The sequence below is a fragment of the Shewanella sp. MTB7 genome, assembly GCF_027571385.1.
Classification (GTDB): Bacteria; Pseudomonadota; Gammaproteobacteria; order Enterobacterales; family Shewanellaceae; genus Shewanella.
In genome coordinates this window covers 5657431-5678378 of the sequence record NZ_CP085636.1, presented here as the reverse complement: position 1 = coordinate 5678378, position 20948 = coordinate 5657431, and the positions used below count along the sequence as shown (strand labels likewise).

The 20948-nt window shown below is 43.0% G+C and carries 18 protein-coding genes; 14 read left to right on the top strand and 4 right to left on the bottom strand.

Annotated elements, in window-relative coordinates; all coding sequences use genetic code 11:
* Window positions 1–4 precede the first annotated feature (4 nt).
* Window positions 5–1147 carry an ABC transporter permease gene (locus HWQ47_RS24765; protein WP_269971854.1) on the top strand — a complete coding sequence of 381 codons (1143 nt, stop codon included), beginning with the start codon at window positions 5–7 and terminating at the stop codon, window positions 1145–1147.
* A 118-nt stretch (window positions 1148–1265) separates the two neighbouring features.
* Here HWQ47_RS24765 and HWQ47_RS24760 read toward each other — a convergent pair whose 3' ends face one another.
* Window positions 1266–3803, bottom strand: a complete 2538-nt coding sequence (locus HWQ47_RS24760; RefSeq protein WP_269968634.1) for a hypothetical protein — start codon at window positions 3801–3803, stop codon at window positions 1266–1268.
* A gap of 69 nt (window positions 3804–3872) precedes the next feature.
* Window positions 3873–4412, bottom strand: a complete 540-nt coding sequence (gene yjgA, locus HWQ47_RS24755) for a ribosome biogenesis factor YjgA (RefSeq protein WP_269968633.1) — start codon at window positions 4410–4412, stop codon at window positions 3873–3875.
* Window positions 4413–4676: 264 nt separating this feature from the next.
* On the opposite strand from yjgA, the gene pmbA reads away from it, so the two are divergent.
* The 9 genes from pmbA to HWQ47_RS24710 all read left to right on the top strand — a co-directional run bounded on the left by pmbA (window position 4677) and on the right by HWQ47_RS24710 (window position 14852).
* On the top strand, window positions 4677–6017 hold the full coding sequence (gene pmbA / locus HWQ47_RS24750; protein ID WP_269968632.1) for a metalloprotease PmbA: 1341 nt from the start codon (window positions 4677–4679) through the stop codon (window positions 6015–6017).
* 606 nt (window positions 6018–6623) lie between these two features.
* The gene (locus HWQ47_RS24745; RefSeq protein ID WP_269968631.1) at window positions 6624–6971 is read left to right on the top strand and encodes a metalloregulator ArsR/SmtB family transcription factor; all 348 of its coding nucleotides are present in this window, start codon (window positions 6624–6626) and stop codon (window positions 6969–6971) included.
* 75 nt (window positions 6972–7046) lie between these two features.
* Complete coding sequence (locus tag HWQ47_RS24740) at window positions 7047–8063, top strand: ArsJ-associated glyceraldehyde-3-phosphate dehydrogenase (RefSeq protein WP_269968630.1); 1017 nt, start codon at window positions 7047–7049, stop codon at window positions 8061–8063.
* A 197-nt stretch (window positions 8064–8260) separates the two neighbouring features.
* Complete coding sequence (arsJ, locus tag HWQ47_RS24735) at window positions 8261–9481, top strand: organoarsenical effux MFS transporter ArsJ (protein WP_269968629.1); 1221 nt, start codon at window positions 8261–8263, stop codon at window positions 9479–9481.
* Between the two features lie 288 nt (window positions 9482–9769).
* Window positions 9770–10288, top strand: coding sequence for a hypothetical protein (locus HWQ47_RS24730; RefSeq protein ID WP_269968628.1), 519 nt, complete (start codon window positions 9770–9772; stop codon window positions 10286–10288).
* 772 nt (window positions 10289–11060) lie between these two features.
* Complete coding sequence (locus HWQ47_RS24725; protein WP_269968627.1) at window positions 11061–13073, top strand: PatA/PatG family cyanobactin maturation protease; 2013 nt, start codon at window positions 11061–11063, stop codon at window positions 13071–13073.
* A gap of 466 nt (window positions 13074–13539) precedes the next feature.
* Entirely contained in the window at window positions 13540–13785 is a 246-nt protein-coding gene (locus HWQ47_RS24720; protein WP_269968626.1) for a hypothetical protein, read from the top strand.
* Between the two features lie 126 nt (window positions 13786–13911).
* Complete coding sequence (locus HWQ47_RS24715; RefSeq protein WP_269968625.1) at window positions 13912–14328, top strand: hypothetical protein; 417 nt, start codon at window positions 13912–13914, stop codon at window positions 14326–14328.
* 41 nt (window positions 14329–14369) lie between these two features.
* The gene (locus HWQ47_RS24710; RefSeq protein WP_269968624.1) at window positions 14370–14852 is read left to right on the top strand and encodes a hypothetical protein; all 483 of its coding nucleotides are present in this window, start codon (window positions 14370–14372) and stop codon (window positions 14850–14852) included.
* Between the two features lie 158 nt (window positions 14853–15010).
* On the opposite strand, the gene HWQ47_RS24705 is transcribed toward HWQ47_RS24710, so the two are convergent.
* Together HWQ47_RS24705 and HWQ47_RS24700 are read right to left on the bottom strand one after the other, a co-directional pair.
* Window positions 15011–15598, bottom strand: coding sequence for a type II secretion system protein (locus tag HWQ47_RS24705; RefSeq protein ID WP_269968623.1), 588 nt, complete (start codon window positions 15596–15598; stop codon window positions 15011–15013).
* Between the two features lie 214 nt (window positions 15599–15812).
* Window positions 15813–16487 carry an AraC family transcriptional regulator gene (locus HWQ47_RS24700; RefSeq protein ID WP_269971853.1) on the bottom strand — a complete coding sequence of 225 codons (675 nt, stop codon included), beginning with the start codon at window positions 16485–16487 and terminating at the stop codon, window positions 15813–15815.
* Window positions 16488–16689: 202 nt separating this feature from the next.
* Here HWQ47_RS24700 and HWQ47_RS24695 point away from each other — a divergent pair, with 202 nt between their 5' ends.
* The 4 genes from HWQ47_RS24695 (at window position 16690) to HWQ47_RS24680 (ending at window position 20948) form a co-directional block, all read left to right on the top strand.
* On the top strand, window positions 16690–17868 hold the full coding sequence (locus tag HWQ47_RS24695; protein ID WP_269968622.1) for a Gfo/Idh/MocA family protein: 1179 nt from the start codon (window positions 16690–16692) through the stop codon (window positions 17866–17868).
* Between the two features lie 2 nt (window positions 17869–17870).
* Complete coding sequence (locus tag HWQ47_RS24690; protein ID WP_269968621.1) at window positions 17871–18923, top strand: sugar phosphate isomerase/epimerase family protein; 1053 nt, start codon at window positions 17871–17873, stop codon at window positions 18921–18923.
* Window positions 18924–18931: 8 nt separating this feature from the next.
* Entirely contained in the window at window positions 18932–20143 is a 1212-nt protein-coding gene (locus HWQ47_RS24685; protein ID WP_269968620.1) for an MFS transporter, read from the top strand.
* A gap of 85 nt (window positions 20144–20228) precedes the next feature.
* A complete protein-coding gene (locus HWQ47_RS24680; protein ID WP_269968619.1) occupies window positions 20229–20948 on the top strand; it encodes a 3-keto-disaccharide hydrolase in 720 nt (239 codons plus the stop codon).

Here is a 20948-nt window from a genome sequence, read left to right as displayed (position 1 = left end):
CCGCATGAGTTTTTGGCAATTAGTGTGGACCGAGCTAAGCGCTATTGTCGCGGATAAGGCTATCCTTGTGACTCTGTTTGGCGGCGTGTTGTTCTACTCGGTTCTCTATCCTTTGCCTTATCTGCATCAAGTGCCGACAGATCAGCAGGTAGTGGTAGTGGATCTGGATCACAGCTCATTGAGTCGTCGCCTGATCCGGCATGTCGATGCGAGTCCGAAAATTAGTGTCATAGGCCAAGTTGGTAGCATAAGTGAAGCTAAGGTTTGGATTGAGTCAGGACGAGCCCATGGACTGTTAGTTATCCCCTATGCTTTTAGGCGAGATTTGTTACTAGGCAAAGGAGTGACCCTAAGCTATGGCGGAGATGCCAGTTATTTCTTGATCTATTCTGCGGTGGTGGAAGGCTTAGTCACAGCTGGTATGGATGCCGGTAAGCAAGTGCAATTACTCGGTCTGTTGGCGAAAGGAGAGTCCCCTCAACAGGCGAACATGAACCTTAACTCGGTTAAGATAAACAGTGTGCCGGCGTTTAATCCAAGCCTTGGCTATACCCCTTATGTTGTCCCTGGGCTTTTCCTGCTGATCTTGCACCAAACTTTACTTATCGGCACTGGGATATTAGGTGCAGGTCAGTGGCGAAATAGAGGGTATTGGCAAGATCTATCTCCACTAAAACTGATCTGTGGTCGTATTGCAGCGTTCATGTTGATCTATTCGTTTTTTGCCAGCTTTTATGTGGGGTTCTGCTTCTACTGGTATCAGGTTAGCATTCAAGCAAGTCTAGGATTGGTGGCACTGTTTTTACTGCCCTTTTTGCTGGCAACTAGTGCGGCAGGCGTGGCATTAAGCTGTGTGTTTGTACGCCGGGATCTGCCAACTCAGGTGCTGCTATTGGCTTCTATGCCTATCTTGTTTGTCTCTGGCTTTGTTTGGCCCTTGGCATTAATTCCTGAGCCGTTGATCTGGATCTCCCAAGTGATCCCCGCGGTTCCGGCTATTATGGGGATGTTAGAGCTTAATCAAATGGGCGCATCATGGACGAGTATCATGCCTAAATGGCTGCAGTTATGGGGCTTGTTTGCTATTTTCTTCGTGCTGGCCGTTTACGGGGTATCGAGAAGGTTGAAAGAAGGTAAGTTAGTCTAGAGAGCAAGTTTTGAAGTTCGAAGTATTAAGTGGTCAGATCAATTTATATCAAGCTAAAGCTAACAAAAAGCCCATTTAGATCGGCATCTAAATGGGCTTTTTGTTTTTCTAAATTAGATTATGTTCCCGATAGGTTAATCGTTAACCCTGCCCCTGACTTAAAGTTATTCGGCGTAGTCAGATTAATACTCACACTGCTCGTTCTCTCAGGCTCTCCGGGACTAGTTGGATCGGTATCGTTAATGATAACAAAACCTGTAGTGGTACCGCCACGGTGTGTCGTGTTAGCAACTCCAAAAACATCGAAGATAAGCTCTCCTGCCGAAGTTGTAACTGCAACCTGAGTGCTGGCTGGCATCATTTGATAAGCATCATCATAGAATTGTACTGTAAAACTTGATGACTGCCCTGCCGGAATATCCGTTAGGGGGACAATCGGAGCCGTTTCCAGACCAAAATCATCACGGATAAGGTTATTGCCTTGCCAGATGGTAAAGTCAGCACTTGAGCCTGACATGGTCATTACTAACGCTTTGCGAATATAAGTTTTGTTAGCTTGGCCTGTACCACATAAATTCCCTTCACACTGTGGGCCATTAAACAGGGTGTCACGTGGGCCATAGGTTGTGCTTGCTTGTGTATTAAAGAACTTTTCGCCTTCATCAAAGACTGTATTTTCATTGTCATCACGAAAAACGTCAGGCAAGTCACTAAAACCATTAGGCTTATAGGTTTCTCTGTCCATACCATTACCACTACAGGCTATTATAATATCGCCACCCAAACAGGCATCGACAGCGGCACCATCATCGAAAATGTTGTTACCATTGGTATCGAAGAAGGTCTCATGACCCAGGGCATAGGCAAGCACCGTGATGCGATGATCCGGAACTCTGGGGTTTGCCGATGTCCAAGTAACTGAACAGGTCCCATTTACTGTGGCACAATCGGCTTCAATTTGGCCCCCTTCAGTGGTGAATTGAATGACAGTGTCATCAGGGGCTGGGTTACCGAAGCTATCTGAGGTATAGGCGGTGATCGTTGCTTTCTCTCCATCAAACTGTTCGGCTTCTGGGTTGGAAATAGAGGTCGATAAACTGAATCCTAGCTGTTGAGGCAAACCAGTATTTACGGTGAGCTGCTCAGATTGCGTGCTGATAATCTTTCCTGTATCAGCATCGGTCGCCGAGGCTACGATGCGCACAGGAGTCGGCACAGTACCAGAGAGTACCCTCACGGTGGCAATACCTGCAGAGTTTGTCAGACTCTCGGCTGTGCTGAGTCCATTAGCAAAACTCAGACCGCCTACCACAGTGTCCAGACTAAAGTTGACCTCCTGCTGAGCCGTAGGTTGACCATTGGCACTGGTGACATTAAAGGTGATCAGTGATGATTCAGTGGTGCCCGTACCGCCAGCGCCCTTGATGCGGATACTGGTAGGCTCGGCAGAAACGAAACCGATATTAGCCAGAGTTTGACGCTCTAACGTCAACGCAAGTGTCGCTGTTAAGGTTTGGTTTCCTGCCAATGTCGTGGCTGTGATGATGTCATTGCGCTCACTGTTGCCACTGCAGCTAGTATCTTGAAAAGTAGATCTAGCATCACCGGATAAGGTCGTAATAGGGGTATCTAGACTCGCATTATTACTGCTGACACAATCTGAGCTAAAAGTGATTGAGGAAGGTGTCTGAACGCGAGTGATAGTGCCGTCATCGGCTTGAATCACCAGTGTCGCGGTAACACCTAAACTACCGCCAGCACTGATAACATACTCACCCTCAGAATTAGGAGCAAGGGTTGTTGCTAACTCACTTTCGACAAATTGCTCTGCTGAATTGAAATGGCCTAATTTAAGCACGCCATCTCCGCCTATAGCATCGGCAGATAGCACTTCATATAAACTGTTACTCTGATAATTCTGGTCTTTGTATGTGATAGACACATTCAAATTTGCTGCGCCTAAGTCGGTTGTCGCCGGAGTATAGATAACTTGAGCAATACCTTGCTCATTAGTTAGAGCCGTGTTTGGATTGAGCGTTACAGTGCCAGCAGTAAAGGTGACGAGTTGATCGGCTATGCCAACACTGGATGAATCGAGAAATTGTGCTTGAAGTTGTACAGCTTCATCGACCTTAAACTGGGTGACGCTAGCCGTTCCGAGTTGAATACTGGCGCTTATCTTCGGCGTGTTTTCAATTGGTGTGCCACCATTATCGACAAATTCATAATTTCGTTCGACGGATAGAATATTGCTCTCTGCCGCTTTAGTGTCGAATTGAGCGGTGACTGTCCCTGCACCTTGAGTATCAGGATCCGGACTTAGGATCACTTCGGCGAGGCCACTTGAGTTGGTGAGCTTAGTCGGGGGAACTATAGTGCCAAGGGTTGCGCTGAAACTCACGAGTCCACCGCTGCTAGCGCTGCCGCCTTTAGTTAATTTGGCTACGGCGCAGATATTGACATTACTTGGAAAACTCACGTCACTGGTAGGTTCAGCGCATTTTCCATCTACTACGGTTTTATAACTGAGAGATAGTGCATACTCGCCACTGTTTTCTTCGCCACCACTATCATCTGAAGAGCCATTACAGCCCCCAAGAAAAGAGAGGGCAATAAGAGAAATAGGAAGAACAAGAGCCGATTTTATCAGTCGCATTAGCAACATCCTAAAGGAAGTGTTAAAAAGTATGGGACTTATTATAACTACTTCGTGATAAAAACTAAATTATTCTGATACTTCTGTACGTAAATATTTTACTAACTCAGTTGCTGACTTAGATATTTGCTCAGGTTTCTTAATCAGTTCCTTCTTAGATTGACGAATAAGTTGGCGTAATTTCTGTCTATCCAAATTCGGATTCTTTTCAATGAGTTCCTGAATCGCTGCATCGCCTTCACTAATAAGCTGATCTTTTAGCTTCTCAGCAACGTTTTGTTTAGCGCTTTCATTGCTGTTTTGATTCAGTACGTTTTTGATATCTAACTGTAATGCTTCTACATCAACATTGCGCATTAGTTTACCAATATACTGTAAGTGACGACGGTACGCCTCAGTATTGGTTTTTATCGTCTTTGTTTTCAGTATGTTGTCGTATATTATTTCGTCAAGATCTAACTTGTCGATCTGAGTTTTACTCAGTACAACTAGCTTCATACCAAGTTCTTGGTAAACGGCTATTTCACGTTTAGCGTCGGCTCTACTGACATAATCTTCATCATGATCAAAGGGCTGTTTAAAATGTTCCGAGTCACCGATTACTTTCATAAAAAAATTCTCTAAAAAATACTAAGTTAATAATAACATTTTAGGAGAAAATCGCCTATCTCTTCCTCCGCATTACAATGGATAGTGATCACTCACTTAAACTCGAGTTAATCTGTGTCGTTTAATATCGCGACTTTTATTGATAGTGCAGCAGGTTTTGAGTTGTCTTTGATCTTCTTTAGGGCTGCTTTGATAGTTATTTAATGTGATTGGCAATTGGGTTTGTTATGCTTACTAAATTCCTGATAACAAAAGAGCAGATTTGTGACTACAGCTAGCATTGACCTTGAATTAAATTCGTTAAAAGACGCCGTTTCTATGGCCCTAGAGTATGCCAATAAACTGGGTACAACGGCTGCCGAAGTTGCAATTAGCAAACAGCAAGGATTATCTGTATCTACTCGGCTTAAAGAGGTCGAAACCGTAGAGTTTAATAAAGATGGTGCGTTAGGTATTACGCTGTTCCGTAATGGTTGTAAGGGCAGTTCATCGACTTCAGATCTCAGTCCAGAAGCGATTAGACTTGCGGTAAAAGCAGCCGATGATATTGCTCGTTTCACCTCTAGCGACCCTTATAATGGCTTGGCTGAAGCCGAATTAATGGCGACTGAATTTCCCGATCTTGATCTGTATCATCCTCAACATATTTCTGCTGAGCAGTTAACAGAATTGGCGGCGCGTTCCGAAGAGGCTGCGTTGAGTGTTGACAGCCGTATTACTAATTCTGATGGCGCCAGTGCTAACGCCCATACAGGCATAAAAGTGTATGGTAATAGCCATGGATTTCTTGACGGTTTTTCGACCTCTCGTTACAGCTTAAGTTGTGTTGTCATCGGTGAAAGTGATGGCAACATGCAGCGTGACTATGACTACACTATCTCACGTAATTTTAATGAACTTCTTTCACCGGAAGAGGTGGGAAGAAAGGCATCTGAGAAGACGTTAGGTCGTTTAGATAGCCGAAAAATGGCGACCACTAAATTGCCAATTTTATTAGCACCAGACATAGCAACAGGCCTAATGGGTCACCTAATTGGCGCGATTAGCGGCAGTAGTTTGTATCGTAAATCCAGCTTCCTGCTAGACTCTATCGACACTAAAATATTCCCAGATTGGTTCTCAATTGAAGAGCAGCCACATCTTAAAGGGGCACTAGCCAGCGCCATATATGACAGCGAAGGTGTGGCGACACAAGATCGAAGCATTATTAAGGACGGCGTACTTCAGACTTACCTAATGACCAGTTACTCGGCGCGGAAGCTTGGGCTTAAAAATACTGGACATGCTGGTGGTATATACAACTGGACCTTGGGTCATACAGGCCAGACGTTCGACGATCTCGTTAAGCAGATGGGCACTGGGATTATCGTGACTGAGGTGATGGGTCAAGGTGTGAATGCAGTCACTGGAGACTACTCTCGTGGTGCTGCTGGTTTCTATGTTGAAAATGGCGTTATCCTTTATCCAGTTGAAGAGTTCACCATCGCAGGCAACCTTAAAGATATGTTCCAAAATGTTGTCGCTGTAAGTAGCGATCGCGACATGCGTTCATCGATCCGCACCGGTGGAATATTACTGAGTGAAATGAAGATAGCCGGTAATTAATTCTGAGCTAGTGAAGTTAGGAGTAGCTGCGAGTTACTGGCTACGAGTTACGAGCTAAAAGATGAGAGCTGGATACTGAAACAAGTTCAGCATGACGGCCTTGTTGTTGTCATCCTGAGTTTATCTCAGGATCCAGCTTTAACTCGTTACTCGCAGCTTTCTCCGCACTGTCTTTAGCCCGCGACTCGCGACTAATGCTTTAAGCTATGAGCAGTTCAAACCAAAGTTGCAGAGTATTGAGATTTTGTCTCAGCTTTAGCTCGTTACTCGCAACTTTCTCTACACTGTCTTTAACTCGATGTTCGCTGCTTTCCTCTGTACTATCTTTAACTCGACACTCGTTGCTTTCCTCTGCGCTGTCTTTAACTCGATACTCGCTGCTTTCCTCTGCGCAGTCTTTAACTCGACACTCGCTGCTTTCCTTTGCGCAGTCTTTAACTCGATACTCGCTGCTTTCCTCTGCGCAGTCTTTAACTCGATACTCGTTACTTTCTCTGTACTTTTTTTAGTTCGACACTCTGCTATATAAATTAAGTTTGAATATATGGATAAACATATATATGATTATCCATATATATTGTTGCTTATATTTTAATGAGATTGACCATGACTGCTCTGGATCTGTTTAAAGCCCTCAGTGATGAGACTCGATTGCGTAGCTTGATGCTAATTAACGCCGAGGAGGAGCTGTGCGTTTGTGAATTGATGCAAGCGCTGCAAGAGAGCCAACCTAAGGTGTCCAGACATTTAGCTCAGCTACGTAAGACAGGATTGTTGCTAGATAAACGTCAAGGGCAGTGGATTTTTTACCGTATCAATCCGAATTTGCCAGCGTGGGCACTTAGGGTCATAGATGCAACCTGCTCGGCCAATGGAGAGCTGATTGAGCAGAATCTTGCTCACCTGAAATCGATGGGAGATAGGCCTGAGCGAGTTAGAAGTTGCTGTGAGTAGGGTGAGCTAAACCTGACGATTGTCAGTGTGAATATGTGATTTTAAGTGTTTTTAGTTGTAGAGGCGGAGTTTTATATGAGTATCAAGATAGGGATCAACGGCTTCGGTCGCATGGGACGTTTGGCATTAAGAGCAGCGTGGGATTGGGATGACGTTGAGTTTGTGCAGATTAACGATCCAGCCGGTGATGCTAAGACCTTAGCGCATCTACTGACGTTTGATTCAGTTCATGGTCGCTGGCTGCATGAAGCTGTCAATGATGGCAGTGATATTGTTATCGGTGACAAACGCATAACAACCACGAGAAACAGGGCGATTGCAGAAACCGACTGGTCAGGCTGCGATCTGGTTATCGAAGCCTCTGGCGTGATGAAAACTAAGGTGCTACTGCAAGCTTATCTTGATCAAGGTGTTAAGCGAGTCGTGGTAACTGCGCCGGTAAAAGAGGAGGGCGTGCTTAATGTCGTGATGGGCGTAAATCATCTAGATTATGATAAGCAGCTTCATCCAATCGTGACTGCCGCCTCGTGTACCACTAACTGTTTAGCGCCTGTGGTGAAAGTGATCCATGAGAGCATCGGCATTAAGCATGGCTCAATGACCACAATTCATGACATCACCAATACTCAAACTATCCTAGATGCTCCCCATAAAGATCTGCGTCGTGCTCGCGCCTGTGGATTAAGTCTTATTCCGACCACAACGGGATCGGCTACCGCCATTACTCATATCTTCCCTGAACTTAAAGGCAAGCTCAATGGTCATGCTGTAAGGGTTCCGTTGGCGAATGCCTCGCTCACTGATTGTGTGTTTGAGTTAAACCGCCCGACGACGGAGGCCGAAATTAATGCCTTGCTCAAAGCAGCCGCAGAGGGAGAACTAAAAGATATTCTTGGCTATGAAGAGCGTCCTCTGGTTTCAGTTGATTATAAAACTGACCCTCGTTCAAGCATTATCGATGCACCTTCGACCATGGTGGTTAACGGCACTCAGGTGAAGCTCTATGTCTGGTATGACAACGAGTGGGGATACGCAAACAGAACCGTGGAATTAGCCAGAATGGTAGGGCGTTTAGATAAGCTTTCGAGATAAAGCTAAGAAAGTTGCGAGTTACAAGCTAAAGCAAAGATCTTAGCTGAATAGCTTGAGGCTTGCTCTATGGTTGTTAGACTTTTCTGCTCGAAACTCGAAACTCGAAACTCGAAACTCGAAACTCGAAACTCGAAACTCGAAACTCGAAACTCGAAACTCGAAACTCGAAACTCGAAACTCGAAACTAGGGAAATTAGATGCTAACTAAGCTTAAAGCCTTGCCTGAACAGGTGAAACAGTATCTGGTTGTAACGGGTAATTATTGGGTATTTACTCTGACCGATGGCGCACTGCGGATGCTGGTGGTGCTGCACTTTTATCAGTTGGGTTATACACCGATGGCGATCGCCATGTTGTTCCTCTTTTATGAGTTCTTTGGCGTGGTGACTAATTTAGCTGGTGGTTATCTAGGGGCAAGGTTCGGTCTTAATCGCACCATGAACTTAGGCTTAGCTCTGCAGGTGATAGCCCTGTCTATGTTGCTCTTACCAACATCTATGTTGACTATAGCTTGGGTCATGGCCGCTCAGGGCTTATCTGGGATCGCTAAAGATCTGAATAAGATGAGCGCGAAGAGTTCAATCAAGTTGCTGGTGAATAAAGGTGAACAGGGCAAGCTCTACGTGTGGGTGGCACGGTTAACCGGGTCTAAGAATGCGCTTAAAGGTGCTGGCTTTTTCTTAGGGGGGGCACTGCTTTCTCTGTTGGGCTTTACTGGTGCTGTTGGCAGTATGGCACTGGTGTTGGCACTAGTGTGGTTGCTGAGCTTATTCCTGCTTAAAAAGGATTTAGGTAAGGCTAAGCGTAAGCCTAAGTTCAGTGAGATTTTTTCTAAAAGTCGCAGCATCAATATTCTATCGGCTGCGAGATTGTTTCTATTTGCCGCCAGAGATGTCTGGTTTGTGATTGCTCTGCCAGTATATCTGGCCAGTGTGTTTGGTTGGGATCATTATTATGTCGGTGGCTTTTTGGCTCTCTGGGTCATCGCCTATGGTTTTGTACAAACCATAGCGCCAAGATTGACAGGGATGCGTCAAGGAAAACTACCCGATGGTCGGACAGCCTTGCTGTGGGCGAGTTTGTTAACGACTATCCCTGCGATTATAGCGCTGGCACTGAGTGTCTCATTTGCACCAAAACTGGTCTTAATCATAGGGTTAATGATCTTCGGTGGCGTGTTTGCGATTAACTCCTCCCTACACAGTTACTTGATTGTCAGTTATGCCAGTGATGACGGTGTATCCATGGATGTTGGTTTCTATTATATGGCCAATGCCATGGGACGACTTTTAGGCACTTTACTTTCTGGCTATGTGTTTCAAATAGCAGGACTTGAAGCCTGTTTATGGATATCTTCAGCTATGTTGGCGATAACGGCGTTGATTAGTGTTTATTTACCAAGAAAGCAGCCGCATTGAAATAAAGACTTATATTTACCTAAATATTTAATCTTCAATAGGTCCCACTGTGATCCATGCTTTGAATTAAATAATTCAAAGCATGGATATATTCTAATAACACAAGCTAAAATAGTTTTCTATGTTGCTCAAGTTATATAATCATGCGTTTAGTAATATTTATTCCAAACAGTGTGGTTGTATAATCCAAATGGTTTGTTTCAGGTATGTATGAGTTAATTGATTTTTTATATTTGTTATATAGATTGAAATCTGTTTCTTTACTAATTTAATAAATGGATTTTAATCATGAGATCAAAAATATTGTTAATAACCAGCATTTGTTTGTTGTCATTTAACGCGGTAGCAGACGGAAAGAGAGCGACTAGAGTGACATTACATCAATTGATCAATAATCCAGATCTTTATGCTGTAACCGCTTTCTGTAGCAATCATAATCCCATTCAAGATGGCAACTGTGATTTAAACCCTAGTACTACAATGGAAGTTAACGTTAGAGAAAAGTCATCTAATAAAACTAGAATTTATGAAATTACTGCCAATAACAACATAGATAGTTATATTTGCGATAAAGTCGGAGCAACCAAAAGGGGTTATGCTGCTACATTTAAGGATATTCTATATACTGAAGATGTCTGTACAAGTGTTTCGACAATCGGACAAACAGACACCAGATCTGGTGTGACAGTAACCGAAACAGTTGATGGTGTTTATATACAATTTAAAAATGAAGGTGGGCAGTGGGATTCTCAAGATTACCCCCAATCAGGTCAGAGTATATTCGTTGATTTTTCTGCTGTCGAGTAACTCCGTATATATTAAATAATGTAATAATACCAATTCCATTAAATAGGTGATCAATTCAGAACCACTCAGGTTTTTCAATTTAAGGCGCATTGATGAAGAAATGGTTGTTCCCTTTTTAGTCAATGCAAAGCAGAAGTGGAATACCTGAGAGGCTCACGTAGTGCGGGTTCCAAAGTCCTTTATGCTACGTTAGAGGCTTTCGATATAGAATAACTATTAGCTTCAAGCATCCGCCTTGCCTACAGGGCTTTGAACTCCCGCTGAATGATCATATTATTAGTGGGATTGGTATAAACATTATTGCGTTATTTTGCTTAGTTAGTATGAAGTTGGTATTTAGCTTTAATTCGAGCTGTATGATGAATTAATTAATGAATAATCTGCTAATAGGGTGGGTTTATACTATTTAGATTTCTTTAATTAGCTACCTCTCCTTGAAATTGAGACTTGCAGTCGTCTCTATACTCGTTATCAATCTCTTCGATTTATAATTGTGAAAAACTTATCTTATTCAATAAATGATAGTGACTGTTTTCGTCATTATGTTGGGAATTAAATGTTCATTAAAATAGTGGAAATACTTATTCAATACGCATATTGCGGATTTGTAATATACCGCGCTTAGGCCGCTAATTAGGATTAAGGTAATGAGTTTACGGCCTTGGATAGCTGTAATACCCTGTAATGTTATTTTTAGCAGTATAAATATATCTTGGCTTCTAGTTCGTTAGGGGGAGTTCCCCCGTTAATTTCAGCTAGCAACAGGTGATGTATGAACAATATTTCTGAACTACCCGGACTACAGGGATTATGGAGTGAGACTAAGGGGGATGCAGCTGTTTGTATCGCTATCCTTGATGGCCCAGTGGATCTATCACACGCTTGTTTTGGAGGTGCGAATATTGGTGAAATTGAGACGATAGCAAAAAGTTCAGTAGGGTTAGATTCTGCCTCTCAACACGGTACGCATGTTAGTAGTGTTATTTTTGCTCAGCATGACAGCGAAGTGCTTGGTATCGCCCCTCAGTGTCGCGGTCTTATTGTTCCTATATACACTTCAGCAAATGACAGATCTCGTGTCTGCTCCCAGTTAGATTTAGCTCGAGCAATTAACCAAGCATTAGCCCATGGTGCCGACATAATAAACATCAGTGGAGGAGAGTTAACATCGAGTGGAAGTGCTGAACCTGTGCTTGAAAAGGCAATCCAACAATGTATCGGTAGCGGGGTGATGGTGGTGGCCGCTGCAGGTAACAACGGTTGTCGTTGTTTACATGTACCAGCATCTATTTCGACTGTTTTAACTGTCGGTGCGATGGATAAAAATGGCGAACCGCTGCAGTTTAGTAATTGGGGAGACAATTACCAAGAGAATGGAATATTAGCCTTGGGGGAGAATGTTCTTGGGGCTAAGTCTGGGGGCGGGGCGACTGTACGCAGTGGCACAAGCTTTTCAGCTCCTATAGTTTCAGGTATCGCAGCACTGTTATTAAGCTTACAACATAAGAATGGCTTAGTCGCAATTCCGCAAAAAGTACGCTCGGCTATATTGGATACCGTCGAAAGTTGTAATTTTGAGTCGGAAGCGGATTGTCAACGGATTTTACGAGGTAGACTGAATATTGCATCAGCTCATTCGAGCATTAAAACCCAGATTGCAGAAACTCTTTCACTGCAAAAAAATAATCAACAAGCCATACCTCAATTCTATCCATCGTCATTCAATCCGAAAGTCGGTGTTAGTCATACCCTCAATAAATCTTATATATCAACAGCTAGCAATCTAATTAATCAAAGGAGAAGTATCATGAGTGAAAATTCTTTAGCTAACACTGCGGCATCTGAAACCGCTGTAACAGAATCTAATGTCACTATAAATCAACAAGCAATATCTGAGCTCGCTATTCCCGAGCTGGTTTCTAATGCCCCGTCAGCAATTCAATCGAGTGAAGTCGAAGCTTCCGATTGTGGCTGTAACCAAGCGAAAGTAGAACCCGAAAAAGCTTATGCGTTAGGCCAGATTGGATTTGATTTCGGAACGGAAACAAAGAGAGATGCCTTCCAACAGATATCTGGAATCAATATTAACGATCCAATTGCCGTTTTAGATTACTTTAAAACAGATCCAGCATCAGCTGCGAATGTCATTTGGACGTTAAGTCTAGACGCAACAGTTGTTTATGCCATTCAGCCTTATGGTCCGTTTGCGAGTAATACCTTCGATAGGCTCAAGGCTCTTCTAAGGTCACAACTGCTCGATAATATGGAAAGGGTTTCTGTTCCTGGTTTAATTTCTGGTTCTGAAACACTCCTCAATGGACAAGTCGTCCCTCTCATATTTCCTGACCTGCGTGGTATGTATGGTTGGTCTACCAATGAGCTCATTGAGGCGATTGCAGGAGCATGTCCAACAGATAAGAAAAAGGCAGAGTTACATGCTATCAAGATTGAAGGAATTCAGAATTTCTTGGAGCGTATTTACTATGAAGTTCGTAATTTAGGGACGACTCCACAGGAGCGTTCAATGAACTATGCAGCAACGAATGCTTTTCAAGTTTCAGAAGCCTATACAAAGGCCATACAAGCAGACATGAAATTAGACAGAATTGAAGTAGAGCGTAGCCCTATTTGCCGTCCAGGATCAGACTGCTGGGATGTCAAACTTAGCTTCTTTAACCCTGCTAAACGTCTAGAGCAGGCACGTCATGTATACCGCTTTACTGTTGATGTGAGTGACGTAATACCTGTAACTGTAGGGAAAGTTCGTCATTGGGATGTTTATTAATATGTTTAATTGCAAAGGCTTGCTATTAAAGTCGGAATAACCTTTGTCTAAAGTGAAGAATAAATCATGTAACGGGAACATGATTTGAAGGTGCTCATATAGAGCAAACAACTTGTTATCAACCCGAGGTAACTATTTCGAGGATTAAATTATGTATTTACCAAATCAAGCACAACCGGTTTCACATGTTGTTAGTACAACGAGCGTTAATCAAGGTGTTGCGCCATCAGGTTTCGCATGCACTCTATGTAAACTTGCTTGCGATGCTTTAGCACCAACGCCCAAAGCACTTTGTCTTGCAACATGTGCTAGCACTGTTTGCTAAAAATATTTTAAAGTATGTTTTAAAAGGAATGAATCGTAATGTCGTAATTTAGGATGATTAACCTTTAAATAACGATTTATTCTTTTTTATTTTTTAATAATTAGCCTGATATAAGGACAATTATTAAATAAGGATTCGAATATGTTCCTTCCAACACAATCACAACCTATTAATCGAAATGTAGGTTTTACATTATCGGCAACAGGTAACCAGAAAAATGCGGTAGACGGCGTCGGAGCTTCAGCATGTACCGCTGCTAATACCGGTCAAGGTCAATGTTTTAGTCTAGATGGACCTATACATGGTAGTTTCAATTGTGCGGCTTGTTGCGCATTTAGGACCGCAAATCATTGGCAAGGAAATAATGGTACCGTGGCAGTTTGCTAAATATCATCAAACATTAAAATCAATATATAAGTAAAGTTCTTAAATTAAATTTAGGTTTTATTTTTAATAAAAATTTTAATGCCTGGAACTCAATTATCTAAATGTAAATATTTAAGGGGAATAACTATGGCTAACATTCAACCATCTGAATGTGGTGTGTTCGTGCAAATTTGGGTCGATACAAATGCACTCCAAAATGGATCAACGACAGGTGTTTATCTGGTCGATAGTAACCACAATAACGGCAGTTCTCTAGAGGGGACTGTAAACCTCAACACCAATGTATCTACAAATACAAAAGTTTGCTGGCAAGTTCTTAATACGAACAAAAATTGGAATGGTGAATTATCTATCCAAAACTTCAGCAATTCAGCTGTTTTTGGTGCGGGAGGTACACCTACTCAGGTAGACCAGAGCACTTGGACTGGTCAAGTTCAGGCTAATGGAAGTGATACTTATGGCGTTACTTTCAATGCACAACCAGCCGGTGGAACAGGAATTTCAACCACTATCAATCCTGTTTTAACGGTTTCAAATAAGTAACTTTTTGATTCTATTAATCGAAAAATTAGAGGAATAATATAATGATGATGATAAATGAAAACTTAAAAGTCGTGAAAGAAGAAAGCACCGAGAGTTCACTGAACCCATTAACCGCGATTGAAATTGCCGTTGATACATCATATGTAGCAAGCCAGAATGGTAATAATATCAGTCAAGGCATCTATATGATGGATAATCAGGAAGCCAATGGTAGTACAGGAGAAGGAACGCTGGAACTTCACACTTGTTGTAATGTTGGAAGTCTTATCGGCTTTAAATGTGTTCCTATAAACGCACTAGGAACCACAGGAGATAAAGTCGAGATAACGGGTTTTACTATTTCGCAAGGTAGTGTTTTCAGTGCTGCTGGTCAACCAATAAAGCAATCTGACGGGAGTTACTGGATAGGTCAGGCCTTAAACACCGGCACTCAAACATATCAGGTACAAATTAAAGTCACCGTTGGGATATTACACCCTGTATCATACTTTGTTAACTGGGATCCCTTCATCACTGCACAGTAAATAAAGTATGTTGATTAATTTGATATCAAATCGGGCAGGTTTACCATTTTGTATTTAAACTTGTCGGATTTATTTAATAAAATGAAAATTAACCATCTAGCGATATTTGAAACATGTTATCTGACAAGTTGCGAAACTTGAATATCTAGAAAAAGAGGTTATGGTGCGGATAAAACTGTCCGACTGACTAGGGTATTACCATCCGTGGGATAATATTTGAGTGTCCAGTTTTCACTGCCGACACTGCGATCGTCTGAAACATAGTTGAAGTAACAGAAAGTTTGAGATGGGTTAGTAATATCAATAGGGCCACCAGCGTACCAGTAGACGATGTCAACGTCCGGCACTGTTTGCCAATCAAAGTGAGTCGCGAGTACAAATTCGTTATTTTCTAATAGTCCTTGCCAAATTTCAGCACAAAAGTCCCCTTGCAATCGAGTACCAAGGGCGCTGGTCGTTGTGTCAGTCCCTAATGGGTAACCTGTGGTTGTAGAGTCCAGTGTGCCATCACCATAACAGGCAAGATCGGTTGTATAACCTGAATGACCACCTGTAAGCCAGCAACTATGGTACATCTTAACCCCAGATGTAAATGCGGCAAAAGCGGCCTTGGCTCTGGCATCGTGGGCATCTTGGCTCAAGCTTATAAACTTAGGTGCAGCAACAACAGCTAGAATGCCAAGGATGATGATCACCACCACTAACTCGATTAATGTAAAACCTTTTGAGGACTGTAAACGATTCATATTGCCCACCTATCTATTTAGACGCAGTTAGTCTAACAGAAAAGTCAGCTTGAGTTTTAGCCAGAAGTTATTGATATTGTAAATGTATTTAACACTTTTATTACATTTATAAGTGGTGAATCTACTAAAATGTTGTTGGCTGAAGGGCTTTTTTCCAATAATCATCACAGCTTTTAAACACTTAGCTTTGTCTATCGTGATGGACTATGATTGTTCAATTGGACGCTTTTTTTCTAAAATCTGAGGGTAATTCACCAAAAAAAAGCCGAAACTGTTTACTGAAATAACTGTGATCGGTAAAGCCTGTCTCATCACCCACTTGCGAGATCGCAATATCAGTTTCAACTAATAAGCGACGGGCATTCTCTAAACGAACCTCTTTAATAAACTGTGTTGGGGTTTTGGTGAGGTATTTTTTAAACCGCCTCTCTAAGGCGCTGACAGATAGATGGGCTACATCGGCTAACTCTTCGACAGTGAAATGACGGTGGTAATGCTCTCTGACAAAGTCGACAGGGACTTTAACCGCGTCAACGCCGGATAGTGCCATTGCCTGTTTTTGTAGATGCCTTGTTATGCCATATGAGCCGATGATCTCACCGGCTTGATTTGACAATGGGCGTTTAGAGGTTGCGTACCAAGCCGGATCGCCAGTTTGTGTCATGTTCATCTCTAATCGTTCTGTGACGCTTTGTCCTGCTAAAATTTTCTCATCATCACGAATAAACTGTTTAGCCAGATGTGCAGGAGAGAAATCATAATCATTCTTCCCCAATATCTGATTCAGGCTCCTAACCTCTTTATGTTCAATAAAAGCCTGGTTTGCATGAATAAAGTTATGATTTTTGTCTTTAATCCAAAAGAGCACGCCAGGCAGTAAATCGAACATGTCGATAAGCTGTTCAATCTCAATTTGTTTGAGGAAATCCTTATTTTTATGAGTGTTCAATAGCTCGCCCTTGTCTGACGTCTTTCGATAATACTAATCTATAAACGCTGAATTTGTTGCATTCACAACCGATTTATTAATAACACATATTTGCAGCTAACTCTTATAGTAGATAGTGCTTATTAAAGTAAGAGTAATAATAATGAAGAAGATTCGCATGGGGATGGTTGGCGGTGGTGAGGGCGCATTTATTGGCGCAGTTCATCGTATTGCGGCTTTTCTAGACGGTAGTATTGAACTCGTTTGCGGTGCATTTAGTTCCGACGCTCAACGCTGCATAGCGTCAGGCAAAGCCTTGTATCTGCCAGAGCATCGCTGTTATGCCACTTATCAAGAGATGATGATACGCGAAGCTCAACTTGCCCCAGAGCAACGCATGGAGTTTGTGGTGATTGTCACCCCTAATCATCTGCATTTCCCCGTGGCGAAAATGGCCATCGAATATGGTTTTCATGTGTTGTCAGATAAACCCGCTACCACCCGTTTCGATGAAGCTTTGCTATTAAGAAAGCTGCTAGAACAACATGATGTGCTCTATGGGTTAACCCAAACATACACTGGCTATCCGTTGATTAAACAAGCTCGGCATTTAATCGCTCAGGGGGAGTTGGGTAATATCGTCAAAGTGGTGGTTGAGTACAGCCAAGGCTGGTTAGCATTAAAGGAAGATGAAGTCAGTAAACAGGCGAGTTGGCGTTTAGATGCAAGCAAGTCAGGTATCAGTTGTTGTATGGGTGACATAGGAGTACATGCTGCTAATTTAGTTGAGTATGTGGCTGGTATCACCATTACTGCACTGTGCGCCGATCTGACTTCCACGGTTGCAGGTCGAATCTTAGATGATGACGGCACTGTAATACTGAAATTTTCCAACGGTGCCAAAGGGGTATTACTGGCGAGCCAGATCGCCATTGGGGATGAAAACAACCTTAGCTTAAGAATCTATGGAGACAGAAAAAGTATTGAGTGGTCTCAGTTAGACCCTAATACCTTATGGTTGAAATCCAATACTGAAGCAAGCCAGATGATCCGTAGCGGCGTGGGTGAGATGTGCCCTGCAGCTAGGCAAGCAATGCGAACACCCGCTGGCCACCCAGAAGGTTACTTAGAGGCATTCGCGAATATCTACAGCAATTTTGTTAGGCAGATAAGGGCGAAACAAGCTGGGCAAGTTTGTGATAACCGTTTGTTTGATGTGCCGGGTATCGAAGAGGCGATTCGTGGTATGGCCTTTATCGAAAATGTGGTTAAAGCCAATGATTCTGATACAAAGTGGCAGGCATTTACTCTCGGAACCGACACCAATGTAGGAGAGGGGTAATTATGTCTCAAATTAAAGGTCCTGGTATCTTCCTTGCTCAATTTTGCCAAGATGATGCGCCATTTAATAATTTAACAAGCATCAGCCAATGGGCTGCCGATCTAGGATATAAGGCGGTGCAGCTTCCAACATGGGACGCTCGTTTATTTGATTTGTCACTCGCCTATAAAAGCAAGACTTACTGCGATGAAATTAAAGGGATTATTACCGATTCGGGCTTGTGTATCAGTGAGTTGTCCACTCATCTACAAGGCCAATTAGTGGCAGTGCATCCCGCTTATGATAAACAGTTTGATGCTTTTGCTCCCGATGAAGTGAAGAACAATCCAGCAGCAAGAACACAGTGGGCCATTGAGCAAGTGTCGATGGCGGCTAAAGTGAGTCAAACCTTGGGGTTGAATGCCCATGCTTCATTTTCGGGAGCCCTGTTATGGCAAACGGTTTATCCATGGCCACAGCGACCCCAAGGGTTAGTTGAGGATGGGTTTAAGGAGTTAGCGAAGAGATGGTTACCACTGCTAAACCAGTTTGAAGATGCTGGGGTGGATTTGTGCTACGAGCTTCATCCGGGAGAAGACTTGCACGATGGCGTGACGTTTGAGCGATTTTTAGATGCTACTGGAAATCATGCCAGAGCCAACATTCTCTACGACCCCAGCCATTTTGTGCTGCAGCAGCTCGACTATCTCGCATTTATCGATATCTACCATGAGCGTATTAAGGCTTTTCATGTCAAAGATGCGGAGTTCAGGCCCAATGGTCGTAGCGGTGTTTATGGCGGTTATCAAGATTGGCAGCAACGCCCTGGACGTTTTAGATCTCTGGGTGATGGTCAAATCGATTTCAAACAAATCTTTAGCAAGTTAACTCAGTATGGCTTTGATGGTTGGGCAGTGCTTGAGTGGGAATGTTGCGTAAAACATCCCGCTGATGGCGCAGCAGAGGGCGCGTCATTTATCGAACAACATTTAATAAGAACACCTGACTATGCGTTCGATGATTTCACATCAAGTGGTGTAGATGAAGCATTAAATCGCAGTATTTTAGGACTGTAGGGAAATATATGTCAGATGATATTAATAGAAATAGGTTGTTTATCGCGAGCTGTTTAGCGCTCACGGTGACCGCCATGACGTTTGCCATTCGCGCCGGAATACTCGGTCAGCTCAGCGAAGACTTTGCGTTAACGAATACCGAGCTGGGTTGGATTAATGCGATGGCGTTTTTGGGCTTCCCAGTTGCAACCATGTTAGGTGGTTTGCTGTATAACTTTTTAGGCGCTAAAAAACTGGTCATCATCGCTTTTGTCGGCCATATTATCGGCTTACTCTTGACCATGTCGGCGGATGGGTTTTGGCTTTTACTTCTCTCCAGTTTCTGCATCGGTTTTGCTAACGGTGCGGTGGAAGCAGGATGTAACCCATTGATTGCAGATATGTATCATAAGAAGCAAACCATTATGCTCAACCGTTTTCATGTGTGGTTTCCCGGTGGAATAGTGGTTGGGGCGCTTATCTCCAAAGCGATGACGGACATGAGTTTTGGCTGGGAAGCACAGATTGCTGTTATGTTAGTCCCTACGCTCATTTATGGTTACCTCATCATCAGCCAACCTTTTCCTAAAACAGATAATATCGATACCTCCACCGCGAACAATATTAAGGGGTTATTTTCGCCTCTGTTCCTGTTTATGGCATTTTGCATGACCTTAACTGCAACCAGCGAGTTAGGTACCCAACAATGGATTGAGCGCATTCTTGGTGCCTCTGGCACATCGCCGATGTTAATCATGGCAATGGTGACTGGAGTGATGGCGGTTGGGCGCTTTTTTGCCGGCCCCCTAGTGCGCAGGTTTAACCCATCCGGTGTACTGTTATATTCCGCCATTGTTACCACTGTTGGTATCTACTCCATGAGCACGGCAACAGGAAGCATGGTCTATGTATCAGCGTTGATTTTCGCATTAGGAGTGACCTATTTCTGGCCAACCATGATAGGTTTTGTCGCAGAGAACATACCGCAATCTGGAGCCTTGGGAATGTCGATTATTGGCGGCGTGGGTATGTTTGCGGTCAGCATGTGGAATCCAGTGATCGGCCATTGGATCGACCAATCTCGAGAGCAAGCGATTGCTGCCAATACTCGCCCTGAACTCGCTGAATTGGTCGCGGGTCAATCGACTCTGGCAAACCTAAGTGCATTTCCGTTTGTGCTTATTTTTGCTTTTGCTGGATTGGTGTTATATATGCGAAAAAAGAGGCAGAACAAGACTTAGACAACGTATTAAATCAATTATAAAAATAGTGATAAGAATCATTTATAAAAAACAATAATAAACTGAAATATGTGAGGAAGTATTAATGGCTAAGCAGGGCGTAAGGTTAATTAATCGATGGCAAAAGCTTATCTGTGCATTGTTGTTCTCAACATTGGCGATGGCAAGTTTCGCGGCCGACAATCAGTTATCTAAGCAGGAGAAAGAGGATGGTTGGCAACTGCTTTTTAACGGTAAAGATATGTCGCAATGGCGTAACTTTAAACAAGATGGGATCAACCCCAAATGGATAATCGATAAGAACAGCATCTATCTATCTGAAGGAGGAGGGGGGGATCTCCTCACTAAGCAAGTTTACCAAAACTTTGAATTAACCTTAGAGTGGAAAATATCCAGCGCAGGCAATAGTGGTATTTTTGTGTTGGCGGATGAACTAGGTTCACAAATATACTCCCACGGGATTGAAGTACAGATCATCGATAACCAACGGCATGCAGATAATAAAATTGATTCTCATCTATCGGGATCCCTGTATGACATCGTGGCGTCACCCACAGCCTCGCATCGCGTTGCCGGAGAGTGGAATAAAGTCGATATTCGTCTGCATGACAGTGTATTAACGGTTTGGCAGAATGGCGTGGAAACCGCTGACGTGGTGGTAGGCAGTGATAAATGGAATGTATTGGTCGCGAACAGTAAATTCAGCTCATGGGTTGGTTTTGCACAAGCGTCAAAAGGGCATATAGGGTTGCAAGATCATAGCGATCCTGTTTGGTTTAAAAACATCAAGTTAAAGGCGTTATGA

Coding starts and splice junctions, on each gene's coding strand:
- HWQ47_RS24765 (WP_269971854.1), top strand. CDS start 5: ATGAGTTTTTGGCAATTAGTGTGGACCGAGCTAAGCGCTATTGTCGCG.
- HWQ47_RS24760 (WP_269968634.1), bottom strand. CDS start 3,803: ATGCGACTGATAAAATCGGCTCTTGTTCTTCCTATTTCTCTTATTGCC.
- yjgA (WP_269968633.1), bottom strand. CDS start 4,412: ATGAAAGTAATCGGTGACTCGGAACATTTTAAACAGCCCTTTGATCAT.
- HWQ47_RS24745 (WP_269968631.1), top strand. CDS start 6,624: ATGACTGCTCTGGATCTGTTTAAAGCCCTCAGTGATGAGACTCGATTG.
- HWQ47_RS24740 (WP_269968630.1), top strand. CDS start 7,047: ATGAGTATCAAGATAGGGATCAACGGCTTCGGTCGCATGGGACGTTTG.
- arsJ (WP_269968629.1), top strand. CDS start 8,261: ATGCTAACTAAGCTTAAAGCCTTGCCTGAACAGGTGAAACAGTATCTG.
- HWQ47_RS24730 (WP_269968628.1), top strand. CDS start 9,770: ATGAGATCAAAAATATTGTTAATAACCAGCATTTGTTTGTTGTCATTT.
- HWQ47_RS24725 (WP_269968627.1), top strand. CDS start 11,061: ATGAACAATATTTCTGAACTACCCGGACTACAGGGATTATGGAGTGAG.
- HWQ47_RS24720 (WP_269968626.1), top strand. CDS start 13,540: ATGTTCCTTCCAACACAATCACAACCTATTAATCGAAATGTAGGTTTT.
- HWQ47_RS24715 (WP_269968625.1), top strand. CDS start 13,912: ATGGCTAACATTCAACCATCTGAATGTGGTGTGTTCGTGCAAATTTGG.
- HWQ47_RS24710 (WP_269968624.1), top strand. CDS start 14,370: ATGATGATGATAAATGAAAACTTAAAAGTCGTGAAAGAAGAAAGCACC.
- HWQ47_RS24705 (WP_269968623.1), bottom strand. CDS start 15,598: ATGAATCGTTTACAGTCCTCAAAAGGTTTTACATTAATCGAGTTAGTG.
- HWQ47_RS24700 (WP_269971853.1), bottom strand. CDS start 16,487: ATGTTCGATTTACTGCCTGGCGTGCTCTTTTGGATTAAAGACAAAAAT.
- HWQ47_RS24695 (WP_269968622.1), top strand. CDS start 16,690: ATGAAGAAGATTCGCATGGGGATGGTTGGCGGTGGTGAGGGCGCATTT.
- HWQ47_RS24690 (WP_269968621.1), top strand. CDS start 17,871: ATGTCTCAAATTAAAGGTCCTGGTATCTTCCTTGCTCAATTTTGCCAA.
- HWQ47_RS24685 (WP_269968620.1), top strand. CDS start 18,932: ATGTCAGATGATATTAATAGAAATAGGTTGTTTATCGCGAGCTGTTTA.
- HWQ47_RS24680 (WP_269968619.1), top strand. CDS start 20,229: ATGGCTAAGCAGGGCGTAAGGTTAATTAATCGATGGCAAAAGCTTATC.